This is a genomic window from Nonomuraea sp. bgisy101, from assembly GCF_057708945.1.
This window is the reverse complement of the sequence record NZ_JBYITD010000007.1, coordinates 94,253-116,563: the sequence shown is the minus strand read 5'-3', so window position 1 is coordinate 116,563 and position 22,311 is coordinate 94,253. Positions and strand designations below refer to the sequence as shown.

The 22,311-nt window shown below is 69.6% G+C and carries 19 protein-coding genes; 11 read left to right on the top strand and 8 right to left on the bottom strand.

Annotation, left to right across the window (positions count from 1 at the left end):
- The first annotated feature begins 7 nt into the window (after positions 1-7).
- From AC3EO4_RS15170 to AC3EO4_RS15145, 6 genes are all read left to right on the top strand, one after another.
- Positions 8-1,186 (top strand): ROK family protein, encoded by a 1,179-nt coding sequence (locus tag AC3EO4_RS15170; protein WP_379573660.1) that lies wholly within the window; start codon positions 8-10, stop codon positions 1,184-1,186.
- 117 nt (positions 1,187-1,303) lie between these two features.
- Complete coding sequence (locus AC3EO4_RS15165; RefSeq protein WP_431896114.1) at positions 1,304-2,572, top strand: ABC transporter substrate-binding protein; 1,269 nt, start codon at positions 1,304-1,306, stop codon at positions 2,570-2,572.
- 115 nt (positions 2,573-2,687) lie between these two features.
- Positions 2,688-3,587 carry a carbohydrate ABC transporter permease gene (locus AC3EO4_RS15160; protein ID WP_379573658.1) on the top strand — a complete coding sequence of 300 codons (900 nt, stop codon included), beginning with the start codon at positions 2,688-2,690 and terminating at the stop codon, positions 3,585-3,587.
- A complete protein-coding gene (locus AC3EO4_RS15155) occupies positions 3,587-4,447 on the top strand; it encodes a carbohydrate ABC transporter permease (RefSeq protein ID WP_379573657.1) in 861 nt (286 codons plus the stop codon). The genes AC3EO4_RS15160 and AC3EO4_RS15155 overlap by 1 nt, the downstream gene beginning before the upstream one ends.
- Positions 4,444-5,763, top strand: coding sequence for a GH1 family beta-glucosidase (locus tag AC3EO4_RS15150; protein ID WP_431896112.1), 1,320 nt, complete (start codon positions 4,444-4,446; stop codon positions 5,761-5,763). The genes AC3EO4_RS15155 and AC3EO4_RS15150 overlap by 4 nt, the downstream gene beginning before the upstream one ends.
- Before the next feature lie 67 nt (positions 5,764-5,830).
- The gene (locus AC3EO4_RS15145; RefSeq protein ID WP_431896110.1) at positions 5,831-8,833 is read left to right on the top strand and encodes a glycoside hydrolase family 3 N-terminal domain-containing protein; all 3,003 of its coding nucleotides are present in this window, start codon (positions 5,831-5,833) and stop codon (positions 8,831-8,833) included.
- A gap of 354 nt (positions 8,834-9,187) precedes the next feature.
- On the opposite strand, the gene AC3EO4_RS15140 is transcribed toward AC3EO4_RS15145, so the two are convergent.
- Positions 9,188-9,568, bottom strand: a complete 381-nt coding sequence (locus AC3EO4_RS15140; protein ID WP_379573653.1) for a VOC family protein — start codon at positions 9,566-9,568, stop codon at positions 9,188-9,190.
- Between the two features lie 395 nt (positions 9,569-9,963).
- Positions 9,964-10,275: a hypothetical protein gene (locus AC3EO4_RS15135; RefSeq protein WP_379573652.1), complete on the bottom strand. Its 312-nt coding sequence runs from the start codon at positions 10,273-10,275 to the stop codon at positions 9,964-9,966.
- Positions 10,276-10,413: 138 nt separating this feature from the next.
- On the opposite strand from AC3EO4_RS15135, the gene AC3EO4_RS15130 reads away from it, so the two are divergent.
- Positions 10,414-10,911: a beta-class carbonic anhydrase gene (locus AC3EO4_RS15130; RefSeq protein ID WP_379573651.1), complete on the top strand. Its 498-nt coding sequence runs from the start codon at positions 10,414-10,416 to the stop codon at positions 10,909-10,911.
- Between the two features lie 94 nt (positions 10,912-11,005).
- Here AC3EO4_RS15130 and AC3EO4_RS15125 read toward each other — a convergent pair whose 3' ends face one another.
- Positions 11,006-11,476 carry a winged helix-turn-helix transcriptional regulator gene (locus AC3EO4_RS15125; RefSeq protein WP_379573650.1) on the bottom strand — a complete coding sequence of 157 codons (471 nt, stop codon included), beginning with the start codon at positions 11,474-11,476 and terminating at the stop codon, positions 11,006-11,008.
- Between the two features lie 188 nt (positions 11,477-11,664).
- On the opposite strand from AC3EO4_RS15125, the gene AC3EO4_RS15120 reads away from it, so the two are divergent.
- Positions 11,665-12,186 carry a pyridoxamine 5'-phosphate oxidase family protein gene (locus AC3EO4_RS15120; protein ID WP_431896106.1) on the top strand — a complete coding sequence of 174 codons (522 nt, stop codon included), beginning with the start codon at positions 11,665-11,667 and terminating at the stop codon, positions 12,184-12,186.
- A 490-nt stretch (positions 12,187-12,676) separates the two neighbouring features.
- Here AC3EO4_RS15120 and AC3EO4_RS15115 read toward each other — a convergent pair whose 3' ends face one another.
- The gene (locus AC3EO4_RS15115; protein WP_379573648.1) at positions 12,677-14,749 is read right to left on the bottom strand and encodes a DNA gyrase/topoisomerase IV subunit B; all 2,073 of its coding nucleotides are present in this window, start codon (positions 14,747-14,749) and stop codon (positions 12,677-12,679) included.
- 228 nt (positions 14,750-14,977) lie between these two features.
- On the opposite strand from AC3EO4_RS15115, the gene AC3EO4_RS15110 reads away from it, so the two are divergent.
- Entirely contained in the window at positions 14,978-15,208 is a 231-nt protein-coding gene (locus AC3EO4_RS15110; protein ID WP_379573647.1) for a DUF7455 domain-containing protein, read from the top strand.
- Between the two features lie 83 nt (positions 15,209-15,291).
- On the opposite strand, the gene AC3EO4_RS15105 is transcribed toward AC3EO4_RS15110, so the two are convergent.
- Positions 15,292-15,987 carry a GNAT family N-acetyltransferase gene (locus AC3EO4_RS15105; RefSeq protein ID WP_431896103.1) on the bottom strand — a complete coding sequence of 232 codons (696 nt, stop codon included), beginning with the start codon at positions 15,985-15,987 and terminating at the stop codon, positions 15,292-15,294.
- A 156-nt stretch (positions 15,988-16,143) separates the two neighbouring features.
- Here AC3EO4_RS15105 and AC3EO4_RS15100 point away from each other — a divergent pair, with 156 nt between their 5' ends.
- Positions 16,144-16,860 carry a YaaA family protein gene (locus AC3EO4_RS15100; RefSeq protein ID WP_379573645.1) on the top strand — a complete coding sequence of 239 codons (717 nt, stop codon included), beginning with the start codon at positions 16,144-16,146 and terminating at the stop codon, positions 16,858-16,860.
- A gap of 209 nt (positions 16,861-17,069) precedes the next feature.
- On the opposite strand, the gene AC3EO4_RS15095 is transcribed toward AC3EO4_RS15100, so the two are convergent.
- The 3 genes from AC3EO4_RS15095 to AC3EO4_RS15085 all read right to left on the bottom strand — a co-directional run bounded on the left by AC3EO4_RS15095 (position 17,070) and on the right by AC3EO4_RS15085 (position 21,806).
- On the bottom strand, positions 17,070-18,707 hold the full coding sequence (locus AC3EO4_RS15095; protein WP_431896101.1) for an RNA polymerase sigma factor: 1,638 nt from the start codon (positions 18,705-18,707) through the stop codon (positions 17,070-17,072).
- Positions 18,708-18,948: 241 nt separating this feature from the next.
- On the bottom strand, positions 18,949-21,042 hold the full coding sequence (locus AC3EO4_RS15090; protein WP_379573643.1) for a SpoIIE family protein phosphatase: 2,094 nt from the start codon (positions 21,040-21,042) through the stop codon (positions 18,949-18,951).
- Between the two features lie 194 nt (positions 21,043-21,236).
- Positions 21,237-21,806, bottom strand: a complete 570-nt coding sequence (locus AC3EO4_RS15085; protein ID WP_379573642.1) for an HhH-GPD-type base excision DNA repair protein — start codon at positions 21,804-21,806, stop codon at positions 21,237-21,239.
- Between the two features lie 189 nt (positions 21,807-21,995).
- Between AC3EO4_RS15085 and AC3EO4_RS15080 the strand changes: the two genes are divergently transcribed.
- On the top strand, positions 21,996-22,184 hold the full coding sequence (locus AC3EO4_RS15080; protein ID WP_379573641.1) for a hypothetical protein: 189 nt from the start codon (positions 21,996-21,998) through the stop codon (positions 22,182-22,184).
- Positions 22,185-22,311 lie beyond the last annotated feature (127 nt).

Below are 22,311 nucleotides of genomic sequence, written 5' to 3'. Positions count from 1 at the left end.
GGCGGCCATGATGTCGGGACCACAGCGCAGGACCGTCAGAGACCTCAGACGGGGCAACAGGGCCGTGCTGCTGCGCGCGCTCTACTTCGGCGGACCCGCCTCCCGGCAGGAGCTCACCGGCTCGACGGGGCTCAGCGCCGCCACGGTCAGCAACGTGACCGGCGATCTGCTGGCCGAGGGCGTGATCGTCGAGGCGGGCCAGGTGGAGTCCGACGGCGGCCGTCCCCGCGTGCTGCTGCGGGTCAACCCCGAGCACGGCTACGCGATCGGCGTGGACGTCGGGGAGACGCACGTGCGGGTCGAGCTGTTCGACCTGGCGATGACCGAGCGCGCCAAGGCCGACTACGCGCTGCGCCCTGCGAGGCACGAGGCGGAGCTGGTGGCCAGGCACATCCTGGCCGGCATCGACGTCGTGCTCGCCGAGGCGGGGGTGGGGCGCGAGCGCGTGCTCGGCGTCGGCATCGGCGTGCCCGGCATCGTCGAGCAGGGCCCCGAGTCGGTCATCCACGCCCAGACCTTCGGGTGGGAGTCGGTTCCGCTGGGAGCGCTCCTACGCCAGGGCACGGACCTTCCGCTGTTCATCGACAACGGGGCCAAGACCATGGGCCAGGCCGAGCTGTGGTTCGGCGCGGGAAGGGGCGCCAGGCACGCGGTCGTGGCACTGGTGGGCTCGGGCGTGGGCGCCAACATCGTCACCGACTCCGACACCTACAGGGGCGCGACGGGCAGCGCGGGCGAGTGGGGCCACACGACCGTCGCCGTCGGCGGGCGCAGGTGCAGGTGCGGCTCGCTCGGTTGCCTGGAGGCCTATGTCGGCGCCGAGGGCATCCTCGGCCGCCATGTGGAGGCCGGCGGCGCCATCGCCACGGGCGACGAGCAGACCGCGCTGGCCGCGCTGCTGGAGGACGACTCCCCCGCGGCCCGGCGGGTGGTCGAGGAGACCGTCACCTTCCTTGGCGCGGGCCTGGGCAACCTGATCAACCTGTTCAACCCCGAGCGGATCGTGGTCGGCGGATGGGCGGGGCTGCTGCTGGGACGCAGGCACCTGCCCGCGCTCCGCGAGGCGGCCGGGCGCCACGCGCTGGCCCTGCCGTTCGGGCAGACCACGATCGAGCTGGGCGAGCTCGGTCCCGACGCGGTGGCGCTCGGCGCGGCGACGCTCGTGGTGGAGAGCTTCCTGCGCTGACGCCGGAGAGCTCGTTACAGCAGCGTTACCCGGCTTTTTTTACGTCTTATATTGAAGTCCGATCTAAGCCGCCGTATGGTCTGGGCAATTTCCCCCCGACTTCGGAGGTGCTGCGCGATGCGTGGAATGATCGCTCCAGCCGTCACCGCCTTGCTCGTCGCCACCCTCGCCGCCTGCGGCGGCGGTGGCGGTCCGGCCACCAGCCAGGGAACCGCCAAGACCAAGCTCGTGGTCGCCACGTTCGGCGAGTTCGGTTACCAGAGCCTCTACCAGGAGTACGAGAAGCTTCACCCGGACGTCGACATCGTCGAGCGCGTCACCGCGGCCGAGGACCACCACCGGCGGATCGCCACCAATCTGGCGACGGGCAAGGGCGCGGCCGACATCGAGGCGATCGAGGAGGGCTGGATCGGCCAGTTCAAGGCCCAGCCCGACAGGTTCGCCAACCTTCTCGACCTGGGCGCGGACAAGCTCAAGAGCCGCTGGCCCGACTGGAAGTGGCAGACCTCCCTGTCCAAGGACGGCAAGCAGATCGGGCTCGGCACCGACGTGGGCGGCATGGCCATGTGCTACCGGACCGACCTGTTCAAGCAGGCGGGACTGCCGACCGACCGTGACGAGGTCTCCGCCCTGTGGCCGACATGGGACGGCTACATCGAGACCGGCAAGAAGTTCGCCGCCGCCAAGCTGCCCAAGACCGCCTTCTTCGACGGGCCGGTCGTCATGTACCGGTCGATCCTGGGCCAGGCCGACGTCGGCCTGTACGACAACAACGACACTGTGGTCGTCGAGACCAACCCCGCGGTGCGCGCCGCCTACGACAAGACGATCGAGGCCATCAACGCGGGCCTGTCCGCGAAGATCACCGCGTGGTCGGCCAACTGGAACGCCGGCTTCCAGCGCGGCTCGTTCGCGACCATCGCCTGCCCCTCGTGGATGATGGGGTTCATCCAGGAGCAGGCCAAGAACGCCGCGGGCAAGTGGGACATCGCCAAGATCCCCGGCGGCACCGGCAACTGGGGCGGGTCCTTCCTGACCATGCCGAAGCAGGGCAAGAACCAGCAGAAGGCGTTCGAGCTGGCGAGCTGGCTGACCGCGCCCGAGCAGCAGGCGAAGGTCTTCAGGAACAAGGGCAACTTCCCCTCCACCAGTGCCCTCTACAGCGACCCTGTCATCACCGACTTCAAGAACCCGTTCTTCAACAACGCGCCGGTCGGCAAGATCTTCTCCGAGTCCGTGGCGACGATGAAGGCGCAGTACCTCGGCCCGAAGGCCGGTGACATCAACACGGCGATCAACAACGCGCTGGGACGGGTCGAGCAGGGCAAGCAGTCCCCCGGCGACGCGTGGAGCCAGGCGATGGTGGAGGTCAAGAAGATCCTCTGACGCCGCCCGGCGGGTGTGTCCCGCCGTACGGGACACACCCGGCCCGACCCGTTCCCCCGGAAAACACCCGGCGACGGCGGCCACACGAGGCCGCCCACGTTTGGGAGGAAATTTCGTGATCCGTTCGTGGCTGTACCGTATCGACGTAAAGGCGTCCCCCTACGCCTACATCCTGCCGTTCTTCGTGCTCTTCGCCGCCCTCGGCGCCTTTCCCATCCTCTACACCGGCTGGGTCTCACTGCACGACTGGAGCCTGCTGGAGGACCGGCACACCTTCCTCGGCCTGGAGAACTACCTCACGCTGCTCGGCGACTCCTACTTCTGGAACGCGCTGTTCAACACCATCTCCATCCTCATCCTGTCCACCGTGCCGCAACTGCTCATGGCCCTGGTCCTGGCCCACGTGCTGAACGGCAGGCTGCGCGGCCAGACGTTCTGGCGGGTCAGCGTGCTGCTGCCCAACATCACCAGCGTGGTCGCCGTCGCGATCATCTTCGGCCAGCTGTTCGGCCGCGACTACGGCGTCGTCAACTGGATCCTCGGCCTTTTCGGCGCGGGCCAGATCGACTGGGCGGCGGGCACCGCGACCTCGCACATCGCCATCGCGACCATGGTCATCTGGCGCTGGACCGGCTACAACGCCCTGATCTACCTGGCGGCGATGCAGGCCGTTCCCCAGTCGCTGCACGAGGCGGCGATCATCGACGGGGCCACCTCGATGCAGCGCCTCTGGAAGATCACCATCCCGGCGATCAGACCGACGATCATCTTCACCGTCATCGTCTCGACGATCGGCGGCATGCAGATGCTGGCCGAGCCGCTGCTGTTCGGCGGGGGCATGCCGACGGGCGGCAACGACCACCAGTTCCAGACACTGACCCTCTACCTGTTCGAGGCGGGGTTCGGCAGGTTCGACTTCGGCTACGCCTCGGCGACCGCCTGGCTGATGTTCATCGTGATCGTCATCGCTGCCGGGATCAACTACCTGTTCGTCCGCAGGATCCGGAGCAGTTGATGGCGACACTCACCCAGACCCTCGTCCAGGTCAGGCGCAGGGGACTGCCCAGGCCCGGCCGCCTGACCTATCTCACGCTGACCGCCATCGCGTTCTTCTCCGCGTTCCCGCTCTACTACAGCGCGGTCGTCGGCTCGCTGGACAACTCGGCGCTCGGCCAGGTGCCCCCGCCGTTCCTGCCGGGCGGCAACCTGATCGCCAACATCGAGCGCGTCTTCACGAACGTCTCCTTCGCCACCGCGCTCCTCAACTCTGCGATCGTCGCCACGTCGATCACGGTGAGCGTGGTGCTGCTGTCGACGCTGGCCGGGTTCGCGTTCGCCAAGCTGCGCTTCCGCGGCCGCAACGGGCTCTACCTGGCGGTCGTGGCGACCATGATGGTGCCGACGCAGCTCGGGATCATCCCGCTGTACATGCTGATGGCCGACATCGGCTGGATCGACACCCTGTACGCGGTCATCGCGCCCAACCTGATCAGCGCGTTCGGCGTGTTCTTCATGGCACAGTACCTGTCGGCCGCCATCCCCACCGAGCTGCTGGAGGCGGGCAGGGTCGACGGGTGCACGACGTTCGGCCTGTTCTGGCGCGTGGTGCTGCCACTGGCGCGGCCCGCGGCCGCGGTGCTCGGCATGTTGACCTTCATGAACGCCTGGAACGACTTCTTCTGGCCCCTGGTGGTCCTCACCCCCGAGAACCCGACCGTCCAGGTGAGCCTGTCGTCGATCTCCAGCGGCTACTCCGTCGACTACTCCTTCACGCTCGCGGCCACGACCGTCGCCACGATCCCGCTGCTCATCGTTGCGGTGCTGTTCGGCAAGCAGATCATCGCAGGAATCATGCAAGGAGCCCTCAAGGGATGACCCAGGAACGACGCTTTCCCGACGGATTCCGTTGGGGGGCCGCCACCGCGGCCTACCAGATCGAGGGAGCCGCCACAGAGGACGGCCGCGGCCCCTCCATCTGGGACGTCTTCGCCCGCACCCCGGGCCGCGTCCACCTCGGACACACCGGCGACGTCGCCTGCGACCACTACCACCGCTATCGCGAGGACGTCGCGCTGATGTCCGAGCTCGGCCTGCCGACCTACCGCTTCTCGATCTCCTGGCCGCGGATCAAGCCGGACGGCGGCGGCCCCGTCAACCCGCGCGGCCTGGACTTCTACGACCGGCTGGTCGACGAGTTGCTGGCCGCCGGCGTGGAGCCGATGGTCACGCTCTATCACTGGGACCTGCCGCAGACGCTGGAGGATCTGGGCGGCTGGACGCTGCGCGACACCGCCTTCCACTTCGCCGACCTGGCCTCGGCCGTGCACGCCCGCCTCGGCGACAGGGCCAGGACATGGACGACGCTGAACGAGCCATGGTGCTCGGCCTTCCTCGGCTACGCCAGCGGGGCGCACGCGCCCGGCCGTACCGAACCTGGAGCGGCGTTCGTGGCCGCGCACCACCTGCTGCTGGCGCACGGTCTGGCCGTTCAGGCACTGCGGGAGGCGGGCGCGCGCGAGCTGTCGATCACGCTCAACCTCTCCCCCGTCGTCGGCGATGGCGAGGCGGCCCGCAGGATCGACGGCCTGCACAACCGGCTGTTCCTCGACCCGATCCTGCGCGGCTCCTACCCGGAGGACCTGCTGCCGGTGATCGACAGGTTCGCGGGCCTCGATCACGTACGGCAGGGCGACCCCGCCGTCATCGCCGCGCCCATCGACCTGCTCGGCGTCAACTACTACCGCCCGACCTGGGTGAGCACCACGATCGGCCGGCCGCCCAACGCCGCCTTTCCCGGCAGCGAGGGCGTGGACTTCACCGAGCCCGACCTGCCACGCACCGCGATGGACTGGGCGATCGCCCCCCATGGCCTGACCGACCTGCTGGTCCGGCTGCACCGCGACTATCCGGGCACCCCCTTGATGATCACCGAGAACGGCGCCGCCTTCGAGGACGACGCCGACCGGCTGATCTTCCTGCGCGACCATCTGGCCGCCGCCCACGCGGCGATCGCCCAGGGCGCCCCGCTGACCGGCTACCTGGTGTGGTCGTTCCTGGACAACTTCGAGTGGGCGTGGGGCTACGAGCCCAGGTTCGGCATCGTGCACGTGGACTACGCGACGCAGCGCCGCACCCCGAAGGAGAGCGCGCTCTGGCTGCGCGACGTGATCAGAAAGAACGCCTTGACGTGAGATTCCCTCACCCCTTGAATTCAGGATGGTGCGCTCAAGAGAGCGCTCTCTTCGGCCAGGAGGCGCAGTGACCCCCCGACGTATCGGCGCCCTCAGCGCGATCGCGCTGCTCTTATCCACCTGTCTCGCCCCCGCCGCGCACGCGGCCGCCCCGTTGACCATCACGGACTTCGAGAGCGACACGCTGCCGCCCGGCGTCGTCGCGTGGGGCAACGACGGCGCGTCCACCCCCACCCTCACCATCGAGACCGACACCAGCCGCGTGCTGAAGACCGTCTACAACGTCAGCCAGTGGGGCGGCTGGTCACACGACCTCCCTGCCGCCCAGGACTGGACGCCCTACGAGGGCTTCGCGTTCTCGGTGAAGGGAACAGGGTCAGGCCAGAAGATCTTCTTCGAGGTCAAGGACGGGGGCGGCGGGCCCGGCAGCTCGGAGCTGTTCGAGTCGTCGTTCACCGACACCGAGGCGGGCTGGCGGCGGATCGAGGTGAAGTTCGCCGACTTCGTCAGGCGCGGCGACTACCAGCCGGGCGGCGCCCCGACCGACGGGCAGCTCGACCTGGAGACGATGTGGGGCTACTCGATGCGCCTGCCGTCCGGGGCGTCGGGCACCCTGCTCTGGGACGACGTCCAGGTGTACGGCACCGCGCCGCCCCGCCCCGTGCGCCTGACCACGACCGCGCCCGTCTACCCGGTCAAGGAGAAGGGCTCGGCGCAGGTCGGCGTGGCCATCTCCGCCGTGCCACCCACCGATCTGACCGTCCACTACGCGACCGGATCGGGCACCGCGACCGCGGGCGCCGACTACACGCCCACCGAGGGGACGCTGGTGTTTCCCGCGGGCTCGCCCGCCGGGACGGTGAAGACCTTCACCGTCGCCACCAGGGGCGACTCCGAGGCCGAGGTCGCCGAGACCATCCCGGTCGTGCTGTCGGGAGAGGGCGTCACCCCGCCCGCCGACGACGCGGTCGTGGTGATCGACGCGCACGGCCTGCCGTACCTCGACGCCCGCAGGCCCGTGAAACAGCGAGTCGCCGACCTCCTGGGGCGGATGACCCTGGCCGAGAAGGTCGGCCAGATGACGCAGGCCGAGCGCGGCGCGCTGGCCAAGCAGGACGACATCGCCACCTACCTGCTGGGCTCCCTGCTGTCGGGCGGCGGCTCCGCGCCCGCCACCAACACGCCCAAGGGCTGGGCGGACATGGTCGACGGCTACCAGCTGCGCGCCCGGCAGACCAGGCTGCAGATCCCGCTGATCTACGGTGTCGACGCCGTCCACGGCCACAACAACGTGGTCGGCGCGACGATCTTCCCGCACAACGTGGGGCTGGGCGCCACCCGCGACCCCGCCCTCGTCGAGCAGGCGGGCAGGACCACGGCCACGGAGGTCAAGGCGACCGGCATCCCGTGGGACTTCGCCCCGTGCCTGTGCGTCTCCCGCGACGACCGCTGGGGCAGGGCCTACGAGTCCTTCGGCGAGGACCCTGCGCTGGTCTCGCGTATGGCCACCATCGTGACGGGGCTGCAGAAGAACGGCGTGCTGGCCACGGCCAAGCACTACGTGGCCGACGGCGGCACCGCCTACGGCTCGTCCACCACCGGCGACTACACCATCGACCAGGGCGTCTACACCGGTGACAGGGCCGAGCTCGAGGCCGTCCACCTCGCGCCGTTCGTCGAGGCCGTCAAGCGCGGCGTCGGCACCGTCATGCCGTCCTTCTCCAGCGTCGGCGACACCAAGATGCACGCCCACCAGGAACTGATCACCGGAGTGCTCAAGGAGCGGCTCGGCTTCAAGGGCTTCGTGATCAGCGACTGGCAGGCCATCGACCAGATCCCCGGCGACTACGCCGGCGACGTGCGCACCTCGATCAACGCGGGACTCGACATGATCATGGTGCCCTACGCCTACACGGGCTTCATCGGGGCGCTGACCGCCGAGGTCGGCGCCGGGCGGGTCACGCAGGCACGGATCGACGACGCGGTCTCCCGCATCCTCACCCAGAAGTTCGCGCTCGGCCTGTTCGAGCACCCCTTCGCCGACCGGAGCGACCTGCCCGACGTCGGCTCGGCCGCGCACCGCGCCGTGGCCCGCACCGCCGCCGCCAAGTCGCAGGTGCTGCTCAAGAACGACGGCGGGCTGCTCCCGCTGCGGCCCTCGGCGAAGGTCTACGTCGCGGGCTCCAACGCCGACGACCTCGGCAACCAGATGGGCGGCTGGACGATCAGCTGGCAGGGCTCGCCGGGGCCCATCACCGAGGGCACCACGATCCTGCAGGGCATCCGCTCCCGCGCGGCCTCCGTCACCCACTCCGCCGACGCCTCCGCGCCGACGGCCGGGCACGACGTGGGCGTGGTCGTCGTGGGCGAGCGCCCGTACGCCGAAGGGTTCGGCGACGTCGGCCGCCAGGGCCGCACGCTCGAGCTGTCACCGGCCGACCGCGCGGCCGTCGACAAGGTGTGCGGGGCGCTCAAGTGCGTCGTGCTCGTGGTGTCGGGACGGCCACTGTCACTGGGCGACCTGTCCGGCGTCGAGGCGGTCGTCGCGTCATGGCTGCCCGGCTCCGAGGGGGCGGGCGTGAGCGACCCGCTGTTCGGGGCCGTGCCGTACACCGGGAGGCTGCCCTTCACCTGGTTCCGCACCCCGGAGCAGCTGCCGATCAACGTCGGCGACGCCGCCTACGACCCGCTCTACCCCTACGGCTGGGGACTGCGCACCGACCAGGGCCGTTCCAGGTTGAAGGCGACGCGGGACACGCTGGCCAAGGGTGACGCGGCCTCCAGGGGAGCCGCGGCGGCGCTGAGCGTGGCGCTGGCCTCGCGCAACTGGAACGCCGACGGGACGGCACGGGACACCCGCGTCGTGCTGACGGCGCTCGGCGTGGCGGCGGCCCTGCTCGAACGGTCGAACAGCGACACGTTCGCGCAGGACGACGCGGTGGTGTCGGTGGCCAGGGACATCGCCCAGGCCGCGGGACGCCGTACCGATCTGCAGGCGCTGGCCGACCACGAGCTGGCGTCAGGCAATCTCAGGAAGGCGGTCGACCTGCTGGCCCAGGCGGCCCGCTGACCGACCGCGCCCGCACCCGGCTCAGACCCGACCCCTGAGCCGGGTGCGGCCCCCTGCCGGTAGCTGCCTCGAACTCCGGAGCAACCACTCTCGGCTCCTGGGCGGCCAGGCCGAATCCCGCGCAGGGCCGGCTGGTGGAGGCACCCGCCCTCGCTCCGGGGCCCGAACCGACGCGGGTCACCCGCCCTCGGTCAGCCACCCTCGGTCAGTCGCCCTCGGCGCCCGCCCAGGCACGAACCGGGCCAGCCGCCCTCGGCACAGGCACGATGCGGCGCGGGCCAGCCGCCCTCGGCGCCCAGGCACGAACCGGTGCGAGGCAGCCGCCCTCGGCACCCGGACACAAACCGGCGCGGGTCAGCCGTCTTCGCCGATGCACAGGCAGAACGTGTGCCCCGCCGGGTCGAGGAAGACGCGGAAGTCGTCATCCTCGCTCGGCTGGTACTCGTGCTTGGTCGCCCCCAGCGCGAGAACCCGCGCCTCGGCCTTGTCCATGTCGTCCACGGTGACGTCGAGATGGAACTGCTGCGGCATCTCGGCGCTCGGCCAGACCGGCGGCCGGTGATCGTCGACCTGCTGGAAGGCGAGACGCGGGAAACGCCCGCCGTCGCTGACGACGACCCAGTCCCCCTCGTCGGAGGTGACGTCCCAGCCGATCAACTCGGCGTAGAACCTGGCCAGGCTCTGGGGGTCGGCGCAGTCGATGACCGTCGAGCGCATCCGCGCGATTCCTGCCATGAGGCTTCCCTTCCCCCCAGGCGGGGCCTCATACGCGCGTTAGCGGGACCAGCGGGCATCAGGACGTGTCGAACCTGCGACGACGTTCCTGGAGCCTGCAGACAGGGACAGGCCGACGCCGCGACGACGTTCCCGAAACCCGAGAGCAGGAACGGGCCGACGCCGCGACGACGTTCCCGAAGCCTGAGAGCAGGAACGGGCCGATGCGGCGGTGCGTTCGCGGGACCCGCGGGCGCCAGGTCGCCGAAGCTGCGATGACGTTCGTGGAGCCTGCGGGCAGGGACGCGCCGGAACTGGGGTGAAGGGCCCGGAGCTGAGGGCGGACGGCATGGGCGTGATGGAGGGGTGCCCGTACCGACCCGTGCGCGGGTGAATCGCGACCCTCAGCCCCGGTGTCAGGCGGACGCGGAGACAGCGGGAAGGGCGAGCAGGAGCTCGTACGGCTCGCTGCCCGTCCACTCGCGGATGAAGCGAGCGGCCTCCTCGCCAGGCGAGAACTCGTCGAACCCCAGCGGCCCGAAACATCCCGCCTGCTCCAGCATCTCGACGAGCGGATCGTCCTCAGGAAGACCCTCGGCGTAGGCCGCGGCGTCGAGCAACGCAAGCGCGCACCGGGCGTTGCGCCCGTTGTCGGAGACCTCGACCCGGTCCAACCGGCGACGTCCCTGAGCGCGCAGGTACGCGCCGAGTGATTCGGTCCTACTCACGTCATCCTCTTAGATCACACACGTTGGGCTACAACATCATCACGCAAAGTGAGTAATGATCGTGTGGCGTTCGCCAACTTGCTCGCCAACTCGCACCCCGGAAACCATTACGAAACGGTCATGCGGAATTATCGAGGCATGACTGCGTTCGACGACCTGCTCGCGGCCAACGAGACCTACGCGCGGACGTTCGCCTACTCCGGTCTCACCGGCAAGGCGGCGCGTGGCCTGGCTGTGGTGACGTGCATGGACTCCCGCATCGACCCACTGGGCCTGCTCGGCCTGCGCGCGGGCGACGCCAAGATCCTGCGCAACGCGGGCGCCAGGGTCACCGACGACGTCCTGCGCACGCTCGTGCTGGCCGTGTACCTGCTTGGCGTCGAGCGGGTGCTCGTCATGCCGCACACCGACTGCGGCATGGCCAAGGTCACCGACCCCGACGTGCACGCGCTGACACAGGAACGCGGGGTGGACACCAGGAGCCTGGAGTTCCACACCGTGCCCGACCAGGACGCGGCGCTCCGGCACGACCTGACCCGGATCCGGACCAGCCCCTTCCTGCCGCCCGGCATGCCGATCGCGGGCGCGATCTACGACGTCCACACCGGCAAGCTGATGCCGGTGGAGATTCCCTGACGCACGCGTACGGCGGGGGCCCGCCTTCGGCCCCGCCGTACCCATCCCGTCCCTCCAGGACACATGGAGTGATGCGTGGCCGGTCTCAGGGGCTTCAGGCTGAGGCGGTCGGGACCTCCGCCCCCGGTCCGGGCAGGACGTCGATGTCGGACGCGCGCATGGGCCGGTCGCATACCGCGCAGTGCAGTTCGACGTGGCTGATCTCGCCGCAGGCGTGGTGCCGGTAGAGCACGGGCGGCCCGGCCTCGCCCGCCGTCCAGCGGTCGCCCCAGCGCACCATCACCAAGAGCAGGTCGCACAGTTCCATGCCCTTGGTGGTGAGCGTGTACTCGTGGCGCGGCGGCCGGCTCGAGTACTCCTGCCGTTCCAGCACGCCGTTCTCGACCAGCCACTTGAGCCGCTCCGCGAGCACCTTGCGCGAGATGCCCAGATTCTGCTGGAGCCGCTCGAAACGGGTGATGCCGACGAAGACGTTCCGCAGGATCAGCGGCGACCACGGCTCGCCGATGACGTCCAGTGTGCGGGCGATCGAACAGGCCATGTCGCCGAACGGGGTTCGTTGCATGACGCCAGTCTAGGCGAGAGGGTTCCCTTAAGGAATGGTCTCTGTTAGCGTCTCCCCTGTCAGTTCCTTGAGGGAATGCGCTAGGCGCCCTCCCAGCCTCAGCAGAGGAAGAGCGGCTACGTAGCGCCGATCACCCGACGGTGATCGGCGCCTGGCGCAGAGCCGAGACCCGCGAAGGAGACCTCAAAATGACCAGAGCGACACCCACTGCCGAACTCCTCTTCGGCGAAGCCGACGCGACGCCGATCAGCACGAACGAGGCGACGGTGAAGTCGTGGGACGACGCGCGCACCTGCCTCGAGGCCGCGCCGAAGGCGTGGTTGTCGACGGTCCGGCCCGACGGTCGCGCGCACGCCATGCCCGTGTTGCTGGTGTGGGTCGACGACGCCCCCTGGATCACGACCCGACCGACGTCCCGCAAGGGCAGGAACCTCGCAGGAAACGCCAATTGCGTCGTCACTGTGGGAAGCGAGGCCCTCGACCTCGTGGTCGAAGGCAAGGCCGTACGAGCGTGGGACGAAGCCGAGCTCCTGCGGGTGGCCGCCGCCTTCAAGGCGAAGTACGAGTGGGACCTCGCGGTGCGCGACGGCTCCGTCCATGAGGACGCGCTTCCCGGCTCGCCCGAGTACGGCTTCTACCGGATCACGCCCACGCGCGCCTTCGGCTATGGCGTGGACGGCCTGACCGCGACACGCTGGAGGTTCGAGTGAGTCAGGCCTTCAACGGAATCGTGCGCGAGACGGCGTAACGGCTCATCCGCTCGATGTCGCCGGTCGCGACACATGACGGCTCACCGCAACCCCCAGCATGGTCGGCCGCGCCGAGCGAGTGTTCCCGCCTCTCGTGGATCCCCTGCCGGAGCGCAGCGAGCCGCCGAGGTAAGCCCCGCAGCCGCCCACACGACCGGGGTGGGGGACCGGCGGACCGCAGAAGAGGCGACCGGCTGGCCACCGCCGAAAGGTCCGGCAAGGCCACCGTCGAGAGGTCTGACAGGCCACCGGCAAGGAGACGGGCAGGCCACCGCCAAAACGGCGGGGAGGCCGCCATCAAGGAGGCGAGCAGGCGGCCGTCAAGGAGTACGCGGGCAGGCCATCGCCAGATGGCCTGCAGGCCACTCCAGCGGTGGGGAGGTCACCTGCTCGGGGGGAGTCAGGTTCCCCGAGAGGCCGGCCCGAGCCGCGGGCGGCGAGGGCCGGGCCTTTACGCGTCGATGTGATCCCGGTCGACCTCGGCCGCGCTGCTCACGATGAACTCCCTGCGCGGTGCCACGTCGCTGCCCATCAGCAGGTCGAAGATGCGCTCGCCCGCCTCGGCGTCCTCGATGCGCACGCGGCGCAGGATGCGGTGGCGGGGGTCCATGGTGGTCTCGGCCAGCTGGTCGGCGTCCATCTCGCCCAGACCCTTGTAGCGCTGCACCGGGTCCTTCCAGCGCTTGCCGCGCCGTTCGAGATCCCGCAGCACCTTGTGCAGCTCGGCGTCGGAGTAGCAGTAGATGTACTTCTCCTGCCCCCGCCCCGGGTTGGTCAGCTCGATGCGGTGCAGCGGCGGCACGGCGGCGAAGACGCGCCCCGCCTCGACCATCGGCCGCATGTAGCGGTGGAAGAGGGTCAGCAGCAGGCAGCGGATGTGCGCGCCGTCGACGTCGGCGTCGGCCATCAGGATGATCTTGCCGTAGCGGGCCGCGTCGAGGTCGAAGCTGCGCCCCGAGCCCGCGCCCACCACCTGGATGATCGCGGCGCACTCGGCGTTCTTCAGCATGTCGGCCACGGAGGCCTTCTGAACGTTGAGAATCTTGCCGCGGATCGGCAGCAGCGCCTGGAACTCCGAGTCGCGCGCCAGCTTGGCGGTGCCGAGCGCGGAGTCTCCCTCGACGATGAACAGCTCGCTGCGGTCGACGTCGTCGCTGCGGCAGTCGACGAGCTTGGCGGGCAGCGCGGAGTTCTCCAGCACGCTCTTGCGCCGCTGGTTGTCGCGGTGCTCGCGGGCCGCGATGCGCGCCTTGGCGGCCGCGACGATCTTCTCGAGTACGGCGCGCAGCTGCTGCTTGAAGCCGCGCGGCGGGTTGGCGAACAGCTCCCTGAGCTCGCGCGAGACGACGTGGGAGACGATGCGGGTGGCCGCCGAGGTGCCGAGGACCTCCTTGGTCTGGCCCTCGAACTGCGGCTCCGGCACGCGGACGGTCACCACACCGGTCAGGCCCTCGAGGATGTCCTCCTTGGTGACGGGGTCGTCGCCGTTCTTCAGCAGCCTGGTCTCGCGCAGCAGCTCGTTGAGCGTGCGGACCAGACCTCGCTCGAACCCCGTGACGTGGGTGCCGCCCTTGGGCGTGGCGATGACGTTGACGAAGGAGCGGACGGTCGAGTCGTAGCCCTTGCCCCAGCGGATCGCCACGTCGACGGTGAGCTCGCGCTGCACCTCCGTGGGCGTCATGTGGCCCTGGTCGTCGAGGACGGGCACGGTCTCGTGGAAATGGCCGACGCCCTGCATGCGCAGGACCTCGCAGACCGCCTCGTCGCGGGCGAGGAACTCGGTGAACTCGGAGATGCCGCCGTCGAAGCGGAACTCCTCGGTCCTGCCCTCGTGGATGAGGGCGAGCGTGAGCCCCGGTACGAGGAAGGCCGTCTGGCGCAGCCGGACGTGGATCTCGTCGATGGAGACCTCGGCGTCGGGCAGGAAGATCTGCTTGTCGGCCCAGAACCTGACGCGGGTGCCCGTGACGTTCTTGCGCAGCTTGCCGCCGTCGCGCAGGCCCGACTTCTTCTTGAACTTGGCCGTGGGGCCCTCGCCGTCGAACACGCCGGGCACGCCGCGCCTGAAGCTGATCAGGTGGACCTGGCCGTCGCGGTCGACCTCGACGTCGAGGCGGGAGGACAGCGCGTTGACCACGGAGGCGCCGACGCCGTGAAGGCCGCCGGAGGCGGCGTAGGAGCCGCCGCCGAACTTTCCGCCCGCGTGGAGCTTGGTGTAGACGAGCTCGACGCCCGCGAGGCCGGACTTGGGTTCGATGTCGACCGGGATGCCGCGGCCGTCGTCGCGCACCTCGATCGAGCCGTCGGCGTGCAGCTCGACCTCGATGCGCGTGCAGTGGCCCGCCAGCGCCTCGTCGACGCCGTTGTCCACGATCTCCCAGAGGCAATGCATGAGCCCGCGGCTGTCGGTGGACCCGATGTACATCCCAGGGCGCTTGCGGACCGCCTCGAGGCCCTCAAGCACCGACAGGTGACGAGCTGTGTAACCCGCCTCCACTACCGTCACTCCAGCTCCTCTGGTCAAGCATCGAACACGTGTGCGTAGCTTACCGTTCTTCCCGTCCGTGCGCGTACAAGCTTGCCATCAGGTCACGTTTGGCGTTACCAACGGCGCGTCCGACGTTACCTTCCGCCATATTCCGCTCTCGGCGTAGCGCGGCGGTGATTGGGAACGTCCAGGTCCGGTTAGATGTTGTCTCAAGTGACTGACGCCAGATCCTCGCTTCGGCGGGGGTGACCCGAAAGGCGATACGTGACTGGAGCTCTCGCCCCCGTTAAGCCGCTGACGGCCCTCGACCGTTGCGACCGTTGCGGCGCCCAGGCCTACATTCGCGCGACCCTGCCCGTGGGCGGGGAGCTGCTGTTCTGCGCCCACCATGGGCGTCAGCACGTGGCCGTGTTGCGCGAGAAGGGCGCCGAAATCCTGGACGAGTCGGCTCGGCTCAGCGAAACCCCTACAAACGCACGACCCGACGAACGCTGATCAAGCGCTCGTCTTAAGACATAACCCCATATGGCATCAAACGCAGGCGGCGGCCCGGTGTTCCCGGTCCGTCGCCTGCGCTGTCATGCGACCCGGTAGTGGTAGCCGCCGGCGTCGGCGAAGCCCTCGCCGCGGTAGAACTCCACGCCGGCCGCGTTGTCGGCCTTCGTCACCAGATAGGACGAGGCCAGGCCCGCGTGCCGTACCAGCGCTCGCAGGACGCTGCGGGCCAGGCCGCGGCGGCGCGCCTGCGGGAGCGTCGCCATGCAGTAGACGCCCAGCGTGTCACCCTGGGGAACGCCTCTGCCGACGGCGAGCGCCACGCCGTCCTCCTCCACCGCCGCGTACCAGGCGGGCACTCCTGTGCAGATCTTCTCCGCCGCCTCCATGCCCTCGCCGTAGCGGCCGTCGACCGCCCACCACGACTCCAGCCAGCCCTGCCAGGGGGCGTCCTCGATGCGCACCTCGTGGGCGGCAGGGCCGGGGCTCGAGGACGCCACCATGACCAGCACGGGGTCGACCAGGCGGTAGCCGCGTTCCTCCAGCACGGGGTCGAGAGCCGCCGCGCGGGACCCCAGCGAGAAGACCGCCGGCAGACCCCTGTCGGCGTAGAACGCCTCGGCGGACTCGATGGCGCCGCCGAGATCGGCCGGTGTACCCGTGACCAGCACGGAGTTGGCCCGTTTGGTCACCCCTTCGGCGTGGCGAAGCGTCCACCCGTCGAGCTCGACGCGTTCGAGCGCCGGCCAGGCCTCGTCCACAAGGCGGTCGAAATCCATCGGTGCAGCCTAGCGTCCCGATCTTCGGGTACCGCACGCGAGCCCCAGCCCACCGCGGTCACCGCCACCGGCCCGTCCAGGCACGCCACTCCAGCAGGACTCCGGCTGAGGCCCGCAACGTCGCACGTCAGCCGCCCAGGTGGTAAACCCGTACCCGTGCTCATTCTGCTCCCGCCGTCCGAAGGCAAGGCCGACCTCGGCACCGGTCCCGCTGTCGGCGACCTGTCCTTCCCCACCCTCGCCAGGCCCCGCACCCGCGTGCTGAGCGCCCTCGTCAAGGCCTCCAAGCGCCGCGACGCCCTCGACGTGCTCGGCCTCAGCCAGGGCCAGGCCGCCGAGCTGGACAAGAACCAGGCGCTCAAGACGGCCGCGACGCTGCCCGCCGCCGAGCTCTACACCGGCGTCCTCTACGACAACCTCGGCCTGGCCACGCTGGACGACCTGGCCAGGGCCAGGGCGGAGGAGTCCGTTGTGATCTTCTCGGGGCTGTGGGGCGTGCTGCGGGTCACCGACCGCGTGCCGCCGTATCGGCTGTCCATGGGGGTCAGCCTGCCGCCGCTGGGCGGTCTGGCGGCGTTCTGGCGGCCGCTGGTGACCAGGGAGCTGGACCGGGTCCCCGGGCTGGCCGTCGACATGCGTTCGTCCACGTACGCGGGCGCGTGGAAGGCGGGGGCGCGCGGTGTGGCGGTGCGGGTGCTGAAGGACGGCAAGGTGGTCAGCCACATGGCGAAGGCGACCCGTGGTGAGATCGCTCGGAGGCTGCTGGAGAGCGCCGCCGATCCCGCGACGCCCGACGAGCTGGCGAAGGTGCTGGACGACCTGGGCTACGCCGTACGGCTCGCTCCCGGCCGGATCGACGTGGACGTCACCTGAGCCGCCGGCACGCGGGACACCCATGAGGCACCGCAAGACCTGATAACCCCGAGGACGACGCCGCCGTGGCCGCAGGACGGCCTGAGGACGGCCGGGCGGAGCGCCCGTGCGGACCACGAAGCACGGGCCAGGAAACACGGGCCAGGAAGCGCGGACAAAGAAACAGGGGTGCGGCCCGAGCGGACCGCACCCCTGTTCCGTCGCGACACCTAGTCGAGGTAGTCGCGCAGAACCTGAGAACGCGACGGGTGACGAAGCTTGGACATCGTCTTCGACTCGATCTGCCGGATGCGCTCGCGCGTCACCCCGTAGACCTTGCCGATCTCGTCCAGTGTCTTCGGCTGCCCGTCGGTGAGGCCGAACCGCATCGACACGACGCCCGCCTCCCGCTCCGACAGCGTGTCGAGAACGGAGTGGAGCTGCTCCTGGAGCAGCGTGAAGCTGACGGCGTCGGCCGGAACGATGGCCTCGGAGTCTTCGATGAGGTCGCCGAACTCGCTGTCGCCCTCCTCACCGAGGGGGGTGTGCAGCGAGATGGGCTCGCGGCCGTACTTCTGGACCTCGACGACCTTCTCGGGCGTCATGTCCAGCTCGCGGGCCAGCTCCTCGGGCGTGGGCTCGCGGCCGAGGTCCTGCAGCATCTGCCGCTGAACCCTGGCCAGCTTGTTGATCACTTCGACCATGTGGACGGGGATACGGATGGTCCTCGCCTGGTCGGCCATGGCGCGGGTGATCGCCTGGCGGATCCACCACGTGGCGTAGGTGGAGAACTTGTAGCCCTTGGTGTAGTCGAACTTCTCCACCGCGCGGATCAGACCGAGGTTGCCCTCCTGGATCAGATCCAGGAACAGCATGCCGCGACCGGTGTAGCGCTTGGCCAGCGAGACCACCAGTCGGAGGTTGGCCTCCAGCAGGTGGTTCTTGGCCCTGCGACCGTCCTCGGCGATCCACTCGAGCTCTGCCCTGACGTCGACGGGCAGCTTGTCGACCTCGCCGCCGCCGAGCTGCTCCTCGGCGAACAGGCCCGCCTCGATGCGCTTGGCCAGCTCGACCTCCTGCTCGGCGTTGAGCAGGGGGACCTTGCCGATCTGCTTGAGGTAGTCCTTGACCGGGTCGGCGGTGGCGCCCGCGGCGGCGACCTGCGCCACGGGGGCGTCATCGTCGTCGTCGGAGAGGATCAGCACCTCGTCGTCGCTGGCGACGACGACCTCGGGCTTGGGCTCCTCGTCGGGCTCTTCCTCGGTCTCGGTTTCGGCCTCCGCCTCGGCCTCTACCTCGACCTCGACCTCTTCCAGGTCGTCGAGGTCCTCGAGCTCGACGTCGCCCTCGAGGTCGATGTCGTCCTCGTCGACGCCTTCGGGCGACTTGGGCTTGGTCGGTGCGGGCCCGTTGGCGGACGCCTCGGGCTTGGCTTCCTTCTTGGCAGGCGCTGCCGCCTTCTTGGCCGCCGGGGCGGCCTTCCTGGCGGGCTCGGCCTTCTTCGCGGCGGGCCCCTCTGCGGAGGCTGCCTCAGCGGCGACGACCGCGGTCACGGTCTCCGGCTGCTGCTCCTTTGCGGCCGCTGCGGTTCTCGTCTTGACGGGGGCAGCGGTACGGCGCTTTGCTGGACCACGAGACTTCTTCGGAGCCGCCGAGTCAGCGGCGGTCAGCCGGACGACGACGCCCTCTTTGCTGAGCGTCCGCAGGACCCCCGCGGCTTGCGACATGGGGATGTCCGCCTCCTCAAAGGCCTGACGGACATCCTCGGACTCGAGGAACCCCTGCGAGCGCCCACGCTCGAGCAGTCGCTGAATGACGGGCTCGTTCAGCTCTGATGGCTTCGAGCGAGTCGAACTTGCAGGCGACACGAACACCTCTCGAACGAACGCGTGGCGACAATGGACCCAGATGCCCGCTGGGGGGCTATGCCTCTCTAGTAGGTCTGTGCGGCCGTGCGGAGCGCAAACGGACCATCCAGCATTCTGGCACGACCCGGCACTCCATACGGCCACCTCCCGGCGGTTGACCTCCACCCTAGGCCGACCGGAACAGTAGTGCGTACGGAAGCGGTGCACTGATACCCGAAAGCAACCCTTATGACTGTTTCATTCAGTCACTCTTCGTGGCCGGAGGAACGTGAATTGCGAGCGCGGTGACGTCATCGTCCTGCTCATAACCGGACAACATGCGATCTACGAGGAAATCTAGGAGCATGTGCGGATTGTTCACGACCTCAGGTGGCGCTTCGGTCACAACCGCGCAAAGTTCCGCGAGTCCCGCGTCCAGGCCTCGTTTGCGGTTCTCGACCAAGCCGTCGGAGTACAGCACGGCCGTGTGCCCGGGCGGCACCACGAACCTGAACTGCCGGCGCGAGGTCGGCCAGCCGAGCGGCGTGCCGGGCTCGGCGTCGCACAGGATCGCCGTGCCCTGCGGTGAGACGAGCACGGGTGGCGGGTGCCCTGCCAGCGCGAGCGTGCCCTCGCCGGTGCCGGGCTCCACGACCATGTACGCCAGCGTGGTGACCTGCTCCTCCTCCTCGGTGGCGTCGAAGACCCTGTCGAGCCCTGTCAGCACGGCCGCGGGAGGCGGGTTGGTCAGCGCGAGGGCGCGCATGGCGTTGCGGATGCGGCCCATGCCCGCCGCGGCCTTGACGCCCTTGCCCATGACGTCGCCGACGACCGCGGCGACCCTGCCGTCCTGCAGCACGAACGCGTCGTACCAGTCGCCGCCGACCTGCACGTGACGGCTTCCCGAACGGAAGCGCTGGGCCAGCACCAGCCCCTTGACGACGGGCAGCCGGTCCGGCAGCAGGCTGCGCTGGAGCGTCTCGGCGGTGCGGTGCTCGCGCTCGAACAGCGTGGCCCGCTCGACGGCCAGCGCGCACTGCCCTGCCAGCGCCTCCAGGAAGACGCCGTCCTCCTGCGAGATCTTCTGCGGCCTGGTAAAGGAGAAGCGCAGTGCGCCCAGGGCGCGCCCGGCGGCCAGCAGGGGCAGGCCCACCCACGCCCGCTCGTCGCTGTGGGCCAGGAAGGCCGTCAGGACGTCCTCGTCGCCTCCGGCGTCCAGCAGCTGGGCCTTGAGGCTCTCTGGCGACTCGGCGAAGACGGGGCGGCGGCTGTTGACCGCCATGGTGAGGACGCTGGAGTGCGACAGCGGCACCTCCTCGCCCGTGGCGCCCGGCGCCTCGGGCACGCCGCCGCCGTTGACCAGCTTGAGCACCGCCCTGTCGAGGTCGAGCAGCGCGACCGCCGACCGGTCGGCGGCCAGGGCCGTACGGCCGACGTCGATGATGACCTGCACCACCTGCTCGACCGTCAGCGCCTCGGCGAGCATCGCGGTGGCGCCCTGGAGCCTGGCCGTGCGCAGCGCGGCCGCGCCGAGCTGGTCGGTCAGCCTGCCGCGCATCTCCTCGGCCTCGCGCTGCGGCGTGACGTCGGTGTTGGCGCCGACCCACTCGACCACGCGCCCGTGCCTGATGATCGGGACGGCCCGCACCTCGAAGTGGCGGAAGCCGCTGGCCCTGGTGCGGACCCGATAGTTCCACTCGAACATGGTGCGTCCGCGCAGCGCCTCCTTCCACACCTCCTCGGTGTGCTGGCGCTCGTCGGGGTGAACGGCCTCGAGCCAGCCGTGGGCGAGGTACTCCTCCAGGCCCTGGCCGGTGATGGCGCGCCACTGCGGCGCGTCCTCGACGACCGCCCCGGTGGGCGAGGTGATCCACACGAGCTGCGACTGCGCCTCGACGAGCGAGCGGTAGCGCTCCTCGCTGCGCCGCAGGTCCTCCTCGGTCTGGCGGCTCTCGGTGACGTCCGCGCCGACGAGCGCGACGGCGCGCAGCTCGCCCTGGTCGTCGTGGACCGGCGAGAACGACAGCGACCAGTGCCTGGTGTCGCCCTCGGTGGTGCGCACCCGCACGCGGCCCTCGGTGACGGGGCCGTCGCTCTCCACCACGCCCTGCACGGCGTGCGTGATCAGCTGACTGAGGTCGGCGGTGAGGGTCTCGGCGGGGGTACGGCCGGCGAGCCGGTCCGCAGGCACACCGACGACATCGCTGAACACCTCATTGGCCCGCTCGAAGCGACCCTCGGGGTCGAAGAAGGCGAAAGCGAACTCCGCCTCCGACATCAGACCCTTGAACAGGCCGGAGTCTGAGATGTCCACACCCGACTCCCGGGGACGGGGCACGGAGGTCTCGGCGCTCATGGTCGGCACCTCCGTCGCGTGCCAGGGTCTCCCACGCGGCACATCTCCATAACTGTGTATCGGTGTAGCGCAGCTCCGGGCGACCGGATTCTGCTGTACATCATCGGCGATGGGCATGCACGGACGGAAGCCCCGGCCGCCATACGGTCAACGCATCCTGTCAAAGTCGCTCCACTGTGCGCAGCAAGATCAGGCTACTTGCCCTTGGCCGCCTTTTTGGCCTCCTGTTTGGTGGCCCGCACCTTCTCCAGGCTCTCGGCGTCGACGACGTCGGCCACGGAGCGGAACGACCCCTCCTCACCGTAGAGTCCTGCCGCCTCGCGCCAGCCATCGGGCTGGACGCCGAGCTGCTTGCCCAGTAGGGCCAGGAAGATCTGGGCCTTCTGCCTGCCGTACCCGGGCAGGTCCTGCAGCCGCCTGAACAGCTCCCTGCCGTCGGTGACGCCCGCCCACACCTGCTCGGGCCTGCCGTCGTAGTGCTCGACGAGGTAGGCGGCCAGTCGCTGCACCCGCTCGGCCATGGACTTGGGGTAGCGGTGAACGGCGGGCTTCTCGGCGAGCAACGCCGCGAACGCCTCCGGATCATAGGCCGCCACCTCCTCGGCCGTCAGGTCATGACCCAATCTCTCCGAGATGGTGTGAGGACCTGAGAAGGCCCACTCCATCGGGATCTGCTGATCGAGCAGCATGCCGACGAGCAGGGCGAGCGGGCTGCGGCCGAGCAGCTCGTCGGCCTCCGTCCGCTGGGCGAGCTGGATGCGCATGAGACCAGCTTCGCACGAATGGCTCTCCCGAGAAGCGAACACAGGCGGCTCGGAGGCTTGACAGCTGCCCGAGAACCGATGGAATGGGAACGCACTCCCCAGCTTGACCGTTCTTGGGGTTTTGCCCCGTGGCTTCAGAGGAATCTCACTCCTATGCTCGCACTGGCCACTCGACTCATACGGGAACCGGTGAGCCTCCGCTTGGCCTCCGAATTCCTGACCGTCCCGATCGAGACCGTCGACCGTTGTGTGGCCGACGCTCTCGCCTGCGCCGAGCATCTCGGCATCGAGGCGACGCCTGACATCGTCGAGCGCATCGCCCGCGAGCACCTGCTCGCCATCGTCAACTCCGCGCCGCCGCCGCGCCCTCCCCGATAGCATCGGGGCCTCGGCCCCCGTTCGCCCGGCGGGACGGAGGCCGGTCAAGCGCGGTTTCTCATTGGTAAACGCACCGTTTCCGCCTGGAATGCGAGAGAGTGGAGGGCGTGCGCCGACACCGACGAGA